Annotated in this window: 14 protein-coding genes; 7 read left to right on the forward strand and 7 right to left on the reverse strand. The window is 71.4% G+C overall.

Features of this window, described 5'->3' with window-relative positions; genetic code table 11:
* Positions 1 to 64: 64 nt before the first annotated feature.
* On the reverse strand, positions 65 to 595 hold the full coding sequence (locus ACFY7C_RS27190; RefSeq protein WP_389655199.1) for a sugar transferase: 531 nt from the start codon (positions 593 to 595) through the stop codon (positions 65 to 67).
* Positions 596 to 797: 202 nt separating this feature from the next.
* Here ACFY7C_RS27190 and dnaK point away from each other — a divergent pair, with 202 nt between their 5' ends.
* From dnaK to ACFY7C_RS27210, 4 genes are read left to right on the forward strand one after another with little or no spacing between them, the layout of a single operon-like run.
* Positions 798 to 2,642, forward strand: a complete 1,845-nt coding sequence (dnaK, locus tag ACFY7C_RS27195) for a molecular chaperone DnaK (protein WP_389655201.1) — start codon at positions 798 to 800, stop codon at positions 2,640 to 2,642.
* Complete coding sequence (gene grpE / locus ACFY7C_RS27200; protein WP_389655203.1) at positions 2,642 to 3,283, forward strand: nucleotide exchange factor GrpE; 642 nt, start codon at positions 2,642 to 2,644, stop codon at positions 3,281 to 3,283. The genes dnaK and grpE overlap by 1 nt, the downstream gene beginning before the upstream one ends.
* A gap of 30 nt (positions 3,284 to 3,313) precedes the next feature.
* Positions 3,314 to 4,489 (forward strand): molecular chaperone DnaJ, encoded by a 1,176-nt coding sequence (gene dnaJ / locus ACFY7C_RS27205; protein WP_389655205.1) that lies wholly within the window; start codon positions 3,314 to 3,316, stop codon positions 4,487 to 4,489.
* A gap of 4 nt (positions 4,490 to 4,493) precedes the next feature.
* Complete coding sequence (locus tag ACFY7C_RS27210) at positions 4,494 to 4,943, forward strand: heat shock protein transcriptional repressor HspR (protein WP_389655207.1); 450 nt, start codon at positions 4,494 to 4,496, stop codon at positions 4,941 to 4,943.
* A 70-nt stretch (positions 4,944 to 5,013) separates the two neighbouring features.
* Here ACFY7C_RS27210 and ACFY7C_RS27215 read toward each other — a convergent pair whose 3' ends face one another.
* Together ACFY7C_RS27215 and ACFY7C_RS27220 are read right to left on the reverse strand one after the other, a co-directional pair.
* Entirely contained in the window at positions 5,014 to 5,493 is a 480-nt protein-coding gene (locus tag ACFY7C_RS27215) for a hypothetical protein (protein WP_389655209.1), read from the reverse strand.
* A gap of 5 nt (positions 5,494 to 5,498) precedes the next feature.
* Positions 5,499 to 6,479, reverse strand: coding sequence for a helix-turn-helix transcriptional regulator (locus tag ACFY7C_RS27220; protein WP_389655211.1), 981 nt, complete (start codon positions 6,477 to 6,479; stop codon positions 5,499 to 5,501).
* Positions 6,480 to 6,860: 381 nt separating this feature from the next.
* On the opposite strand from ACFY7C_RS27220, the gene ACFY7C_RS27225 reads away from it, so the two are divergent.
* Entirely contained in the window at positions 6,861 to 7,193 is a 333-nt protein-coding gene (locus ACFY7C_RS27225) for a (2Fe-2S)-binding protein (RefSeq protein ID WP_389655213.1), read from the forward strand.
* Positions 7,194 to 7,309: 116 nt separating this feature from the next.
* Here ACFY7C_RS27225 and ACFY7C_RS27230 read toward each other — a convergent pair whose 3' ends face one another.
* Positions 7,310 to 7,723 (reverse strand): pyridoxamine 5'-phosphate oxidase family protein, encoded by a 414-nt coding sequence (locus ACFY7C_RS27230; protein WP_389655215.1) that lies wholly within the window; start codon positions 7,721 to 7,723, stop codon positions 7,310 to 7,312.
* Positions 7,724 to 7,865: 142 nt separating this feature from the next.
* Between ACFY7C_RS27230 and clpB the strand changes: the two genes are divergently transcribed.
* Together clpB and ACFY7C_RS27240 are read left to right on the forward strand one after the other, a co-directional pair.
* The gene (gene clpB, locus ACFY7C_RS27235) at positions 7,866 to 10,457 is read left to right on the forward strand and encodes an ATP-dependent chaperone ClpB (protein WP_389655217.1); all 2,592 of its coding nucleotides are present in this window, start codon (positions 7,866 to 7,868) and stop codon (positions 10,455 to 10,457) included.
* A 208-nt stretch (positions 10,458 to 10,665) separates the two neighbouring features.
* A complete protein-coding gene (locus tag ACFY7C_RS27240) occupies positions 10,666 to 11,202 on the forward strand; it encodes a YbjN domain-containing protein (protein ID WP_389655219.1) in 537 nt (178 codons plus the stop codon).
* A gap of 24 nt (positions 11,203 to 11,226) precedes the next feature.
* Here ACFY7C_RS27240 and ACFY7C_RS27245 read toward each other — a convergent pair whose 3' ends face one another.
* The 3 genes from ACFY7C_RS27245 to ACFY7C_RS27255 all read right to left on the reverse strand — a co-directional run bounded on the left by ACFY7C_RS27245 (position 11,227) and on the right by ACFY7C_RS27255 (position 15,545).
* Positions 11,227 to 12,354, reverse strand: a complete 1,128-nt coding sequence (locus ACFY7C_RS27245; protein ID WP_389655674.1) for a glycosyltransferase family 39 protein — start codon at positions 12,352 to 12,354, stop codon at positions 11,227 to 11,229.
* Between the two features lie 140 nt (positions 12,355 to 12,494).
* A complete protein-coding gene (locus ACFY7C_RS27250; protein ID WP_389655221.1) occupies positions 12,495 to 14,273 on the reverse strand; it encodes an NlpC/P60 family protein in 1,779 nt (592 codons plus the stop codon).
* 114 nt (positions 14,274 to 14,387) lie between these two features.
* A complete protein-coding gene (locus tag ACFY7C_RS27255; protein ID WP_389655223.1) occupies positions 14,388 to 15,545 on the reverse strand; it encodes a pyridoxal phosphate-dependent aminotransferase in 1,158 nt (385 codons plus the stop codon).
* Between the last annotated feature and the right edge of the window lie 115 nt (positions 15,546 to 15,660).

The following is a 15,660-nucleotide window of genomic DNA, read 5'->3' on the forward strand; positions in this document are numbered from 1 at the left end:
TCCGTGCCGAGATTACCGGTGGGAGCGCCGCTCTTGTAGCGGGGCTCACGGTGATCTGTGTCGCTCAGGCAACCCTTGCCGCGCGGCCTGCGTCGCCCGTGTGTCCCGGAGTCCGGCCTGCGGTGCGAGTCGCCTGGCGACGTTTACGGACTGCTGGAAGCGTACGCGCCAGGATCGCCAGATCCATGCCGAGCCAGTGGTGGTCCACATAGTGGAGGTCGAGGAGCGCGCGCTCCTCCCACGGCAGCTCCGAGCGCCCGCTGATCTGCCACGGCCCGGTCATCCCCGGACGTACGGAGAGCCGGCGCCGCCCGTCCCCGGTGGACTCCCGGTGTCCCGGCGCCAGCGGGCACGGCCCCACGAGCGACATCTCGCCCCGTACGACGTGCAACAGCTGCGGCAGGGCGGCCAGCGGGCTCTTCGTGCGGAAGGTCAGCATCCCGAAGACGCGGCCGTCCAGGCCCGCGACCGGCCGGCGGCGCAGCAGCCCGGCCCCGCCCGCCGAACCCCGCAGGGCGACGACGGCGATCAGCGGGGAGAGCAGGACGGCGAGCACCAGTCCGCCGATCACGTCCAGCGCGCGCTTGGCCGTCATGCGTTCACACCTTCCGGCGGGAATCATGGGATATGTCCGGACCTTCTCACGGAGGCGCGCTTTCGTGCCGTAGCGACGCGCCCTTTGAGCAGGCATGGCGGCGAAGAGTTGAGTCACCCCGACTCAGGTCCTTTGACTCTCGCCCGACCCTCGTGCATCCTTGAGTCAGTTCCACTCAAGTCAGTCAGCTGGAGGAATCGAAATGGCACGTGCGGTCGGCATCGACCTGGGCACGACTAACTCCGTCGTCAGCGTTCTGGAAGGCGGCGAGCCCACCGTCATCACCAACGCCGAGGGCGCCAGGACCACGCCGTCCGTCGTCGCCTTCGCGAAGAACGGTGAGGTGCTCGTCGGCGAGGTCGCCAAGCGCCAGGCGGTCACCAACGTCGACCGGACCATCCGGTCCGTGAAGCGCCACATGGGCACCGACTGGAAGATCGAGCTCGACGGGAAGAACTTCAACCCGCAGCAGATCTCCGCCTTCATCCTCCAGAAGCTGAAGCGCGACGCCGAGGCCTACCTGGGCGAGAAGGTGACCGACGCGGTCATCACCGTCCCGGCGTACTTCAACGACTCCGAGCGTCAGGCCACCAAGGAGGCCGGCGAGATCGCGGGCCTCAACGTCCTGCGCATCGTCAACGAGCCGACCGCCGCCGCCCTGGCGTACGGCCTCGACAAGGACGACCAGACCATCCTCGTCTTCGACCTCGGTGGCGGCACCTTCGACGTGTCCCTCCTGGAGATCGGCGACGGCGTCGTCGAGGTGAAGGCCACCAACGGTGACAACCACCTCGGTGGTGACGACTGGGACCAGCGCGTCGTCGACTACCTGGTGAAGCAGTTCGCCAACGGCCACGGCGTCGACCTGTCCAAGGACAAGATGGCGCTGCAGCGTCTGCGCGAGGCCGCCGAGAAGGCCAAGATCGAGCTGTCCTCCTCCACGGAGACCACGATCAACCTTCCCTACATCACGGCCTCCGCCGAGGGCCCGCTGCACCTGGACGAGAAGCTCACCCGCGCCCAGTTCCAGCAGCTCACCGCGGACCTGCTCGAGCGCTGCAAGACCCCGTTCCACAACGTCATCAAGGACGCGGGCATCCAGCTCTCCGAGATCGACCACGTCGTCCTCGTCGGCGGCTCGACCCGCATGCCGGCCGTCGCCGAGCTCGTCAAGGAGCTGACCGGCGGCAACGAGGCCAACAAGGGCGTGAACCCGGACGAGGTCGTCGCCATCGGCGCCGCCCTGCAGGCCGGTGTCCTCAAGGGCGAGGTCAAGGACGTCCTGCTCCTCGACGTCACCCCGCTGTCCCTCGGCATCGAGACCAAGGGCGGCATCATGACCAAGCTCATCGAGCGCAACACCACGATCCCGACCAAGCGGTCCGAGATCTTCACGACGGCCGAGGACAACCAGCCGTCCGTCCAGATCCAGGTCTACCAGGGCGAGCGCGAGATCGCGGCGTACAACAAGAAGCTCGGCATGTTCGAGCTGACCGGCCTCCCGCCGGCCCCGCGCGGCGTCCCGCAGATCGAGGTCGCCTTCGACATCGACGCCAACGGCATCATGCACGTGACCGCGAAGGACCTGGGCACGGGCAAGGAGCAGAAGATGACCGTCACCGGCGGCTCCTCGCTGCCGAAGGACGAGGTCGACCGGATGCGCCAGGAGGCCGAGCAGTACGCGGAGGAGGACCACCGCCGCCGCGAGGCCGCCGAGACCCGCAACCAGGGCGAGCAGCTCGTCTACCAGACGGAGAAGTTCCTCAAGGACAACGAGGACAAGGTCCCCGGTGACGTCAAGACCGAGGTCGAGACCGCGCTCACCGAGCTGAAGGAGAAGCTCAAGGGCGAGGACACCGCGGAGATCCGCACCGCCACCGAGAAGGTCGCGGCCGTCTCCCAGAAGCTCGGCCAGGCGCTGTACGCCGACGCCCAGGGCGCCCAGGCCGCTGGCGGCGACGCCGGCCAGGCCCAGGCCGGCCAGGACGACGACGTCGTCGACGCCGAGATCGTCGACGAGGACAAGCCGAAGGGCGGCGCTGCCTGATGTCGGAGGAGACCCCGGGCTTCGAGGAGAAGCCCGACGTCCCCGCCGACGGCACGCCCGAGGAGCCGAAGGCCGCCGACTCCGCCGACCAGGCGGAGGGGGCGGCCCCGGCCGGGGACGCTACGGACGTAGCCCTGCTGGCGCAGCTGGACCAGGCCCGCACCGCGCTCTCCGAGCGCACCGCGGACCTCCAGCGGCTCCAGGCCGAGTACCAGAACTACCGCCGCCGCGTGGAGCGGGACCGGGTCACGGTCAAGGAGATCGCCGTCGCGAGCCTCCTGACCGAGCTGCTGCCCGTGCTCGACGACATCGGCCGTGCCCGGGAGCACGGTGAGCTCGTGGGCGGCTTCAAGTCGGTCGCCGAGTCGCTGGAGACGGTCGCCGCCAAGATGGGTCTGCAGCAGTTCGGCAAGGAGGGCGAGCCCTTCGACCCGACCGTGCACGAGGCCCTGATGCACAGTTACGCGCCGGACGTCACCGAGACGACCTGCGTGGCGATTCTGCAGCCGGGGTACCGGATCGGCGAGCGGACCATCAGGCCCGCCCGCGTGGCCGTCGCCGAGCCCCAGCCGGGCGCGGCCCCGGCCGGCAAGGAAGACAAGAAGGCCGACGAGGAGAGCGGTGGCCCCGAAGAGGGCTAGCGCTGTGATCGTCCGAGAGGAGGGACGTCGATGAGCACGAAGGACTTCGTCGAGAAGGACTACTACAAGGTTCTCGGCGTCCCCAAGGACGCCACCGACGCGGAGATCAAGAAGGCGTACCGGAAGCTCGCCCGCGAGTACCACCCGGACGCCAACAAGAACGACGCCGGCGCCGAGGCGCGCTTCAAGGAGATCTCCGAGGCGAACGACGTCCTCGGCGACCCGAAGAAGCGCAAGGAGTACGACGACGCCCGCGCCCTCTTCGGCAACGGCGGCTTCCGGGCCGCCGGTCCGGGCGGCGGCTCGTTCAACTTCGACCTGGGCGACCTCTTCGGCGGCGCCCAGGGCGGTCCCGGTGGGGCCGGCGGCTTCGGCGGCGGTCTCGGGGACGTCTTCGGCGGCCTGTTCAACCGGGGCGGCGGTGCGGGCACCCGCACGCAGCCGCGTCGCGGCCAGGACATCGAGTCCGAGGTGACGCTCAGCTTCACCGAGGCCATCGAGGGCGCGACCGTCCCGCTGCGGATGTCCAGCCAGCAGCCCTGCAAGGCCTGTTCGGGCACCGGCGACAAGAACGGCACCCCCCGGGTGTGCCCGACCTGCGTCGGCACCGGGCAGATCTCGCGCGGCAGCGGCGGCGGCTTCTCGCTGACCGACCCGTGCGTGGACTGCAAGGGGCGCGGCCTGATCGCCGAGACGCCCTGCGAGGTCTGCAAGGGCAGCGGACGCGCCAAGTCCTCCCGCACCATGCAGGTCCGCATCCCGGCGGGCGTGAGCGACAACCAGAAGATCCGGCTGCGCGGCAAGGGAGCCCCCGGCGAGCGCGGCGGGCCGAACGGCGACCTGTACGTGGTCGTGCACGTCGACGCCCATCCGGTGTTCGGCCGCAAGGACGACAACCTCACCGTCACGGTGCCCGTCGCGTTCGACGAGGCGGCGCTCGGCGGGGAGATCAAGGTGCCGACGCTGGGCGGCCCCGCGGTCACGCTCAAGCTTCCCGCGGGCACCCCCAACGGCCGCACCATGCGCGCCCGGGGCAAGGGCGCGGTCCGCAAGGACGGCACGCGCGGCGACCTGCTGGTGACGGTGGAGGTCGCGGTGCCGAAGGAGCTGGACGACAAGGCCCGCGAGGCCCTGGAGACCTACCGTCAGGCCACGGCGGGCGAGGACCCCAGGGCAGAGCTGTTCCAGGCCGCGAAGGGAGCTTGAGGAGATGGACGGCCGTCGCCGCAATCCTTATGAACTGACCGACGAGACGCCGGTGTACGTCATCTCGGTGGCGGCCCAGCTCTCCGGTCTGCATCCGCAGACCCTGCGTCAGTACGACCGTCTGGGCCTGGTGTCCCCGGACCGCACGGCGGGCCGCGGGCGCCGCTATTCGGCCCGTGACATCGAGCTGCTCCGTCAGGTGCAGCAGCTGTCGCAGGACGAGGGCATCAACCTGGCCGGCATCAAGCGCATCATCGAGCTGGAGAACCAGGTGGCGGCGCTGCAGCAGCGGATCGCCGAGCTCTCGTCGGCGGTCGAGGGCGCGGCGGCGGCGATGCGCCAGCGCGAGGCCCAGGTGCACGCCTCGTACCGGCGCGATCTGGTCCCGTACCAGGACGTGCAGCAGGCGAGCGCCCTGGTGGTGTGGCGGCCGGGTCACAAGCGCGGCGAGTAGCCCTTCGCACGGAGCTTCCGGGACCCCCTCTTCGGAGGGGGTCCTTCGCGTGTGCGGGACCGGGGCCGCGTCACGGGATGAGCTCGGCCACGATGTCGGCGGCGGTCTGCCACCAGGGCTGTGCGCCGGTCCCGAAGGCGGCCGCGAGGGCGGTGCCGACGGCCTGGTCCCGCGGGGTGACGCCGCAGGTCCAGTCGGCGTCCACGCGGCCGTCTCCGGCCGATTCCAGGGTGCCGAGGGGGCGTCCGTCGCGGCTGAGCCGGCTCTCGCCGTACGAGCAGGGCACGAGCCGGTAGCGGGTCTCGGAGCGCGTCCCGGTCAGGACCGCGTCGACGCGGTAGGAGCGGCGGGAGAGGCGGCCCTTGGCGGGCCGGACGAGGGCGGGTTCGCCGGCCACGGTGAGGGTGAGCCGCGCGGGGTCGCGGGTCCCGATGGGGACGAGCCGGTCGGTGGCGGCTCCGGGGTCCCGCCGGAGCTCCACGGTGGGCAGCCCGTGACCGGAGACGCGCAGGGTGCCGGCGGGGCCGTCGAGGTCGATGTGGACGTACACGCGGGTCAGTTGTCCCGTCCGAGGATGCCGGACTGGGCGATGAGGTAGCCGAGCTGGGCGCGGCTGCCGCTGCCGAGGGCGGCGGCGAGCTTGGCGATGTGGGCGCGGCAGGTGCGGACGTTCATGCCGAGGCGGCGGGCGATGGCCTCGTCGACGTGTCCTTCGACGAGGAGTTTGGCGATGGAGCGCTGGACGCCGCTGATGCCGTTCTGGAGCGGCTGGTAGGCGACGGGGGCGTCGAGGGGGGTGGCCTGGAGCCAGAACTGGTCGAAGACGCCGCCGAGATACTCGACGAGCCCCTGGTGGCGCAGTTCGAGTGCGATGGTGCGGTCGCGGCTGGCCGGCACGAAGGCGACCTTGCGGTCGACGATGATGAGCCGGTCGATGATCTCTTCGAGGGTGCGGACCTCGACCTCGGGCCCTATGCGTTCCAGATAGGCCAGGGTGATGGGCTGGTGGCGCGCCGTGTGCTGGTAGAGGGTGCGCATCTTGATGCCCTTGCCGAGCAGGGGGCGGACCCGGCGGAGTGCTTCGCCGAAGGTGTGGGCGCTGCGGCCCTTCCCCGGTTGTACGGTGAGCAGTTCGGAGGTGCACTCGGCGACGGCGCGGTCGAGGTTGGCGTTGATCCGTTCCAGGCCTTCGAGGACGGTGATGGCGTGGGTCATCGAGGGGTCGCGTGCGCCGAGGGTCATGAACGGCTCGAACGCGTCGGAAAGGGTCAGGGTCAGCCGTCGCCGCTCCTGTATCTCCTTCTCGATGGGCAGGAGCAGCCGGGCGAGCGCGGCCGAAGGGGCGACCGGGCGGAGCCATTCGGCGTCGTCGGGGTCGGGACGCAGCAGGTCGAGGTCCATCAGGCAGGGGGCCGGCCCGATCTCGGATCGGGCGATGCGACCTGATCGAAGCGCCTCGGTGTAGAGCCGGGTGCCCGCTTCGCACAGGTCTGCGTGCGTGTGAGAATGTCCCGTTTCTTCAGGTTCTATTCGCATACGTACACCCCCAGGCTTTTGCATTACAGGAACATGATGCATTGAGCGAGTGGTGGAAACGGGATGAGTGAGCCATCGTCGTGACTTGCGGGGGAGCAGGTTGTTACACACCTTCAAGTGAGGTTGCTCGGTCATGTCCAAGAAGCTCATACGCACCGTAGCCGGTGTCGCACTGATGGCTGCTGCCGCTGTGGGAGCGGTCACGGCAACCGAGGACCCGGGGTGGGGTTCGCAGACGAGGGTCGTGAACGCCGACCCGGGCTGGGGACTGTCGCCGGTGCTCAACGGCGACCCGGGCTGGGGCGTGGCTCCGGCCGCGGTCGGTGATCCCGGCTGGGAGGTCGGACCTGCCTCCGACCCTGGATGGGAGTCCGAGGGGGCATGACGGTTCCCGAAGATCCTCGTTTCCGTCGCGAGATGGCGAGCGCCTACCGGTCCGGGTGGCACTTCATCGATCTCGTCACCGCGGTGCCGCGCCGTGGCGAGTCGTTGATGGTCACCCTCTTCGGGGAGCCGATCGTCGTCGTCCGCGAAGACGACGAGGACATTCGCGCCTACCGGTGCCTTCGCCGCCCGCGCGGCGCCCCGCAACCCGTCCGCTGTGCCATCCGGTACGGCATGATCTTCGTCAATCTCGACCAGCGCGACCATCAGCTGGTCGAACCCCAGCTGGTCGAACCCGAGACCATCACCGCCACCCCCCGCAGTGCCTGAACGATTCCCCCGTCGTTGTAGATCGTTCAGGTGCTTCCCCCACACAGCGGCGCCATCGCGGACCTGAAACGCGATGGCGCCGCTGTGCTTTTCCGGCCGGTTCAGGGCCGGCCGGCTCAGGCCCGGCCCATCGCGCGGGTGAGCGCGATCTCGATGACCACCCGGTCCGGGTTCGGCGCCGGGACCCGGTTGTAGCGGGCCGCGTAGCGGTCCACCGCGTCCGCGACGACCTCCGCCTCGGTACGGATCCGCGCCACGCCCTCGAGCGTGGCCCAGCGCCCCTTGTCCACCTGGCAGACCGCGACCCGCGCGCCGTCCGCGCCGGCCGCCAGGACGTTGGCGACCTTGCGGCTGTGCTTGTTGGTGATGACGCGGGCGATGCCCCGCTCGCCGCCCTCCGGGTCGTACGTCACGCCGACCGCCACCACGTGCGGGGTTCCGTCGGCGCGGGGTGTGGTCAGCGTGCACATGTGGTACTCGCGCCAGAAGGCGAGATACGAGTCGCTCGGCTTGCTCGGGTCGATGGCCATGCCCCGGAAACTACTCCCGGGAGCACCGCCTTCGATACATTGAGCGGAATAGACTCAACTTTGTGTACGCTGGAAGAGTCATGGAGTCGTAAGACTCGGTCCGAAGAGCAAGTGAGTCGAGCTTCAGGAGGAGACCCCGGTCGTGGACGCCGAACTGACCAACAGGAGCCGGGACGCGCTGAACGCGGCCAGCAGCCGCGCCGTGTCCCAGGGGCACGCCGATCTGACCCCCGCGCATCTTCTGCTCGCGCTGCTGGAGGGTCAGGAGAACGCGAACATCACGGACCTGCTCGCCGCCGTCGAGGCCGACCAGGCCGCCGTGCGCAACGGTGCGGAGCGGCTGCTCGCCGCCCTGCCCAGCGTCACCGGATCCACGGTCGCGCCCCCGCAGCCCAACCGCGAGCTGCTCGCCGTCATCGCCGACGCAGCCGAGCGCGCGAAGAAGCTCGGCGACGAGTACCTGTCCACCGAGCACCTGCTCATCGGCATCGCCGCCAAGGGCGGCCGGGCCGGCGAGGTCCTCGACCGGCAGGGCGCCACCGCCCGCCGGCTCCAGGACGCCTTCGAGCAGACCCGGGGCACCCGCCGGGTGACCACCCCCGACCCCGAGGGCTCGTACAAGGCCCTGGAGAAGTTCGGCACCGACTTCACCGCCGCCGCCCGCGAGGGCAAGCTCGACCCGGTCATCGGCCGCGACCACGAGATCCGGCGCGTCGTCCAGGTCCTCTCCCGCCGCACGAAGAACAACCCGGTGCTCATCGGCGAGCCCGGCGTCGGCAAGACCGCCGTCGTGGAGGGCCTGGCCCAGCGGATCGTGAAGGGCGACGTCCCCGAGTCGCTGCGCGACAAGCGCCTGGTGGCGCTCGACCTCGGCGCCATGGTGGCCGGAGCGAAGTACCGCGGCGAGTTCGAGGAGCGCCTGAAGACCGTCCTGTCCGAGATCAAGGAGAGCGACGGCCGGATCATCACCTTCATCGACGAGCTGCACACCGTCGTCGGCGCGGGCGCCGGAGGCGACTCCGCCATGGACGCCGGCAACATGCTCAAGCCGATGCTGGCCCGCGGCGAGCTGCGCATGGTCGGCGCCACCACGCTCGACGAGTACCGCGAGCGGATCGAGAAGGACCCCGCCCTGGAGCGCCGCTTCCAGCAGGTCCTGGTCGCCGAGCCGAGCGTCGAGGACACCGTCGCCATCCTGCGCGGTCTCAAGGGCCGCTACGAGGCCCACCACAAGGTGCAGATCAACGACTCCGCCCTGGTGGCCGCCGCGACCCTCTCCGACCGTTACATCACCTCCCGCTTCCTGCCCGACAAGGCCATCGACCTGGTCGACGAGGCCGCCTCCCGGCTCCGCATGGAGATCGACTCCTCGCCGGTCGAGATCGACGAGCTCCAGCGCTCCGTCGACCGGCTGCGCATGGAGGAGCTGGCGCTCAGGAACGAGACCGACGAGGCCAGCAAGCAGCGTCTGGAGAAGCTGCGCCGCGACCTCGCCGACCGCGAGGAGGAGCTGCGCGGCCTGACCGCCCGCTGGGAGAAGGAGAAGGAGTCCCTCAACCGGGTCGGCGAGCTCAAGGAACAGCTCGACGAGCTCCGCGGCCGGGCCGAGCGCGCCCAGCGCGACGGCGACTTCGACACCGCCTCCAAGCTGCTGTACGGGGAGATCCCGGCCCTGGAGCGGGAGCTGGAGGAGGCCAGCGAGGCCGAGGCGCAGCAGGAGGCCGCCAAGGACACCATGGTCAAGGAGGAGGTGGGCCCGGACGACATCGCCGATGTGGTCGGCGCCTGGACCGGCATCCCCGCCGGCCGCCTCCTGGAGGGCGAGACGCAGAAGCTGCTCCGCATGGAGGACGAGCTCGGCAAGCGGCTGATCGGCCAGGGCGAGGCGGTGCGGGCCGTCTCCGATGCCGTGCGCCGCACCCGCGCCGGGATCGCCGACCCCGACCGGCCCACCGGCTCCTTCCTCTTCCTCGGCCCGACCGGCGTCGGCAAGACCGAGCTGGCGAAGGCGCTCGCCGACTTCCTCTTCGACGACGAGCGGGCCATGGTCCGCATCGACATGTCGGAGTACGGCGAGAAGCACTCCGTGGCCCGGCTCGTCGGCGCGCCTCCCGGCTACGTCGGTTACGAGGAGGGCGGCCAGCTCACCGAGGCCGTCCGCCGCCGGCCGTACAGCGTCGTCCTCCTCGACGAGGTGGAGAAGGCCCACCCGGAGGTCTTCGACATCCTGCTCCAGGTCCTCGACGACGGCCGGCTCACCGACGGCCAGGGCCGCACGGTGGACTTCCGCAACACGATCCTGATCCTCACCTCCAACCTGGGCAGCCAGTTCCTGGTGGAGCCGCTGACGAGCCCGGAGGAGAAGCGGGAGCAGGTCCTGGAGGTCGTGCGCGCCAGCTTCAAGCCGGAGTTCCTGAACCGGCTGGACGAGATCGTGGTCTTCTCCGCCCTGGACCAGGGCGAGCTGGCCCGCATCGCCCGGCTCCAGATCGACCGCCTGGCCCGCCGCCTGGCCGACCGCCGGCTCACCCTGGAGGTCACGCCCGAGGCGCTGGCCTGGCTCGCCGACCGGGGCAACGACCCGGCGTACGGCGCCCGGCCGCTGCGCCGTCTGATCCAGACCTCCATCGGCGACCGGCTCGCCAAGGAGATCCTGGCGGGCGACGTCCGCGACGGCGACACGGTCCGGGTGGACCGCTTCGAGGACGGCCTCCTCGTGGGCCGGGCCGAATAGCCCCCGGCCCCGGCCCCAGAAGCCGACGACCCCGACGAGGGCGGTGTCCCCGCCCTCGTCCGGGGTAGGCGGATCGTCGGCCGGTCCTCCGGATGACCCCGACGGGCGGGATCCTGTCAGCCCGCAGCGGATCCGCGCCGTGGGGACTTGCCACATACCGCCTGGCATGGGGGAGGATGGCGGGCATCCGTACGAAGGGAAGAACCCGGTGAGCATCGACCCGTCCTCGATTCCGAATTTCGGGGCCCAGCCCCAGCCTCAGGCAGCAGGACCGGCGGGCCCCGTCGTCCCCGACCAGGACCTGGTCAAGCAGCTCCTCGACCAGATGGAGCTGAAGTACGTCGTCGACGACGAGGGTGACCTCGCGGCGCCGTGGGAGGAATTCCGCACGTACTTCATGTTCCGCGGCGAGGACGAGCAGCAGGTCTTCTCCGTCCGCACGTTCTACGACCGCCCGCACGCGGCGGACGACCGCGCGAGGATCCTCGACGCGATCGACGACTGGAACCGTCGCACCCTGTGGCCCAAGGTCTACACCCACCTGCACGAGGAGGAGGACGGCTCCGCCACCCTCCGTCTCATCGGCGAGGCCCAGATGCTGATCGGCACCGGTGTGGCGCTGGAGCACTTCGTGTCCTCCACCGTCAGCTGGGTCCGCGCCTCGATCGAGTTCGACAAGTGGATCGTCGAGCAGTTCGGTCTGGAGACCCCCGAGGACAAGGAGCCCGGCGACTCCGCCGAGTAGTCCTCCGCCGAGGAGTCCTCCGCCTCACAGGGCCATGCGGGCGAACGCCAGCACATAGACCCCGTAGGCGAACGAGAGCCCGGCCAGGCCCGCGATCACCACGACCGCGGCGCCCGGCCGGGCTCTCGTCATGGCACGGGCGAGCGGCAGCAGCAACGGGAAGGCCGGCAGCAGGAAGCGCGGCTTGGACTCGAAGAAGCCCGAGCCGCCGACGGTGATGAGCACCAGGACGGCGGTGTAGACGAGGACCGGCAGCGGCGGGCGCTCGAACAGCGCGAGCAGCGCGAAGAGCAGCACCCCGGCCGCCGTGATGACCAGCGCCATCGCGTAGCCGAACTGGGTCGGGCCGGTCAGCATGTCCCGTACGAAGACCAGAGCGCCCCGCCCGAAGTCGAAGCGGGAGGTCCAGCCCTCCTGGACGGCGAAGTAGCCGCCGAGGAGGTCACCGCGGCGGGCGCCGACCCACAACACGTACGAGAGCCAGCCCGTGGGCGCGAGGACGGCCCCCGCCCACACCGGCCACCCGACCCGGCCGCGCCGCCGCCACAGCTCGAAGGCGACGGCGGCGAGCACGGCCGCGGCGACGGCGACCCCGTTCGGCCGGGAGAGCCCGGCGAGCGCGGCGAAGGCGCCCGCCCAAAGCCAGCGGCGGGTCAGCACGGCGTACAGGGCCCAGGCGGCGAAGGCCGTCATCAGCGGCTCGGTGTACGCCATCGACAGCACGATCGAGTGCGGGAGCAGCCCCCACAGCAGCACCGTCAGGACGGCGACGGGCCGCCCGCCCAGCCGCTCCGCGACCAGGTAGATCCCCCAGGCGGCGGCGCCGGCGGCGAGCCAGGACAGCAGCAGCCCGGCCGTGCCGCCCGCGACGGGCAGCACGGTGGTGACGGCCCGGACGAGCCCCGGGTACAGCGGGAAGAACGCCAGGTCCGACTGGACCGCCCCGTCGGGCCAGGTCAGCGTGCGTCCGTAGCCGTGGGCGGCGATCCGGAGGTACCAGTCCGAGTCCCAGGACTTCGCGAGCAGCGCGCGCGGCGACCGCCCGGTGTGCCAGGCCCACAGCGCGAGCACCAGCATCCCGGTGACCCGCGCGGCGGCGAACAGCCCGAGGGCGGGCGCCGCCCGGTGCAGCGAGGCCCGCCAGCGGGGCAGCCGCCGGGTGGGGGCGGCGGTGGACGCCGGGCGGTCGAGCGTCTCGGCGGACAGGGGGCACCTCCGTGCGCGGGAATCCGGTATCTATCCGACAAATCGGTTTACCGGACAAGAGGCGGGGCGCGGAGGGGGCGCGCGGATCAGAAGCGGCGGATCACCCGCAGCGTGTTGGTGTACAGGTCGCCGTTGCTGGTCTCGGTCCTCGGCGCGCCGTCGAGGATCGACCGGCCGCCGAGGTCCGCGAGGGTCGGCCCGTCCGGCGTCTTGCGGCTGGAGACGAAGCGCCGCTTGCCGTGCTGGTCCCGGCCCATGTAGATGCCGATGTGGCCGCCCAGGTCCGAGTCCTCGTCGGTGTCGAAGAAGACGGTGTCGCCGATCCGCAGGCCGTCGAGCGGCGGGACCTGGCCGGTGCCGCCGTCGGCGATCTTCACGCCGGGGCCGGAGGCCGCCAGGTCCTTGGACTCGCGCGGCAGGTTGCGGCCGTCGAACTGCCGGTAGCGGACCATCGGGATGCCCATGTGGTGGCCGTAGACCATCCGGACGAAGCCCGAGCAGTCCAGCTGGCCCTGGAAGTCCGGGTTCGCGACGGCCTGTTCGCCGCTCGCGGTGAAGTCCCAGTCGAGCCCCATGTACTGGTGGAAGTCGGCCCCGACCTTGCGCAGACCGGTCGTCGGGTCCGGCTTGCTGTAGCCCGACTGGCCGAGGACCCGGGCGCCCTGCCGGGCGGGGTCGGTGATCGCGGGCGCGAAGGGCCGGTACATGGAGGAGTACGCGAGGACGTCGGGGGAGGTGTCGCCCGCCCAGGCGCGGATCCGCTGCTCGACCTCGGGGGTCCAGGTGCCGGCGAAGGGCTCCGGGAGGACCCGTACCCAGGTGTCGTGGGTGATCAGCGGCGGTTCGGCCCAGGTGGCCGAGTCGATCGTGACGTCGTAGATCCGGGCCTGCGGGATCACGGCGGCGCCGGTGGAGGCCAGCCCCCGGACCCCGACCGCGCCCGTACGGAAGACCTTCGACGGGTCCTTCTCGGGGTCGTACACGCTGTGGTGCCAGGTGCCGGGCTCCGCCACGCCGGTGCCGTGCTTCCAGGCGCGGGCCCGCAGCAGGTCGCCGGTCTTCTCGATCCGGACCCACCAGTGGTCGTAGGCGGCGAAGCCGGTGCCGACCGTGACGGGCGCGCCCAGGGTGACCGGCGTGTCGGCCAGCTCCTTCTCCAGCGCGAGCTGGACCTCTCCGGCGGGGGTGACGATCAGCCGCGCGCGGTAGTGGTTGTTGACGTCCTGGGCGGCGAAGACCAGGGCGAGCGAGACGGGCGCGCCGGCGGGCAGCCGGTCGAAGGAGAAGCGGGCGGACGCGTACACGTCGCCGATCGCCTCGTCGGGCAGCAGGGAGTAGCGGCTCTTGCCGGCGGCGAGGGTGATGACGGCCCGGCCGCTCTCCACGAAGTAGTCCCCGGCGACGCCGTTGTGGTGCGACCAGGTGCCGCCGCCGGGCGACATGCCCCAGCCTCCGGTCGGCGGGACCCGGTCGAAGGCGTCCGCGACGGGCTTCTTCTGCTCCGTGAACCAGCGCTTCGGTCCGCGCAGCGTCACCGTCCGCGCCCCGGTGGTGAGGGTGGCGAGGACGCCCCGGTCGTCGGAGACCTCCAGACCGCCGGTGACGGTGCGGGTGATCAGGGCGCCGGCCGGGTGCGGGGCGAAGTGCCAGGCGTCGGTCGGGTCCACCAGCATCGGCAGCCGCCCTCCGGGGCCCGCCGGCACCGCCCCCGCGGTCGTTCCGGCGGTCGTCTCCGCGGTCGTCTCCGCGGTCGTGGCCGCCGCGGCGGTCGGCGCGGCGGCCACCGGCAGCGCGCCGCCGGCCGCCGCGCCGACGAGGGCGATCAGGGCCGTTCTGCGGCTCGGCCGGGACAGCGGTGCGGACATGCGGGACCCCCCATGGGCGAAGAACGCGCCGGTCGTGCGACCGGGCGAGGGGGACCCTACCCGCACCCGCCGCGGCGCCCCGACGGCCGGGGAGGGGGCTCCGGCCCCCGGCCCTTACAGCCGCCTGAGCCGGGACGCGGCCTCCCGCAGGACCTCCTCCCGCTTGCAGAACGCGAAGCGGACCTGGGTGCGGCCGGCGTCCTCGGCGTCGTAGAAGACCGAGTTGGGGACCGCGACGACACCGCAGCGCTCGGGGAGGGAGCGGCAGAAGGCGAGGGCGTCCTTCTCGCCGAGCACGGCGACGTCCGTGGTGATGAAGTACGTGCCCTGCGGGCGGTAGACCTCGAAGCCCGCCTCCGTCAGACCGGCCGAGAGGATCTCCCGCTTCGCGGCCAGGTCGGCGCGGAACGCGGTGAAGTAGGCGTCGGGCAGGGCCAGCGCCTCGGCCACCGCGTACTGGAACGGCCCGGACGAGACGTACGTCAGGAACTGCTTCGCCGAGCGGACGGCCGCGAGCAGCGGAGCGGCCGCGGTGACCCAGCCGACCTTCCAGCCGGTGAAGGAGAAGGTCTTGCCCGCCGAGGAGATGGAGACCGTGCGCTCCCGCATGCCGGGCAGCGAGATCAGCGGCACGTGCTCGCCGTCGAACACGAGGTGCTCGTAGACCTCGTCCGTGACGACGAGCAGGTCCCGTTCCACCGCGAGCTCCGCGATCGCCGTCAGCTCCTCGCGGGTCAGGACCATGCCCGTGGGGTTGTGCGGCGAGTTCAGGAGCAGCAGCCGGGTGCGGTCGGTGACCGCGTCGCGCAGGGCGTCCAGGTCGGGACGGAAGTCCGGGGCGCGCAGCGTCAGGGGGACGCGCCGGCCGCCGGCCATCGCGACGCAGGCCGCGTACGAGTCGTAGTACGGCTCGAAGGCGATCACCTCGTCACCGGGCTCCAGCAGGGCGAGCAGGGTCGCCGCGATCGCCTCGGTCGCGCCCGCCGTGACCAGGACCTCCGTGTCCGGGTCGAAGCTCAGGCCGTGGAAGCGCCGCTGGTGCTCGGCGACGGCCGTGCGCAGCTCCGGGACGCCGGGGCCCGGCGGGTACTGGTTGCCCCGGCCGTCGCGCAGGGCCCGGACGGCGGCCTCGCGGATCTCCTCGGGGCCGTCGGTGTCGGGGAAGCCCTGGCCCAGGTTGATCGAACCGGTCCGGGCCGCCAGCGCGGACATCTCGGCGAAGATCGTCGTCCCGAACTCCGCGAGCCGGCGATTGAGCAGCGGTCGTGTCATGCCGGTCATCCTCGGGTGAAGCTCTGGACTTCCTCAAGTGCGCTTTGGGCCCGTGACGGGGCGGGAATCCCCCTCGCACGACGAGAACCGGCGTACGGGACGTACGCGGACGAAC

The organism is Streptomyces sp. NPDC012769, assembly GCF_042901205.1.
GTDB lineage: Bacteria > Actinomycetota > Actinomycetes > Streptomycetales > Streptomycetaceae > Streptomyces.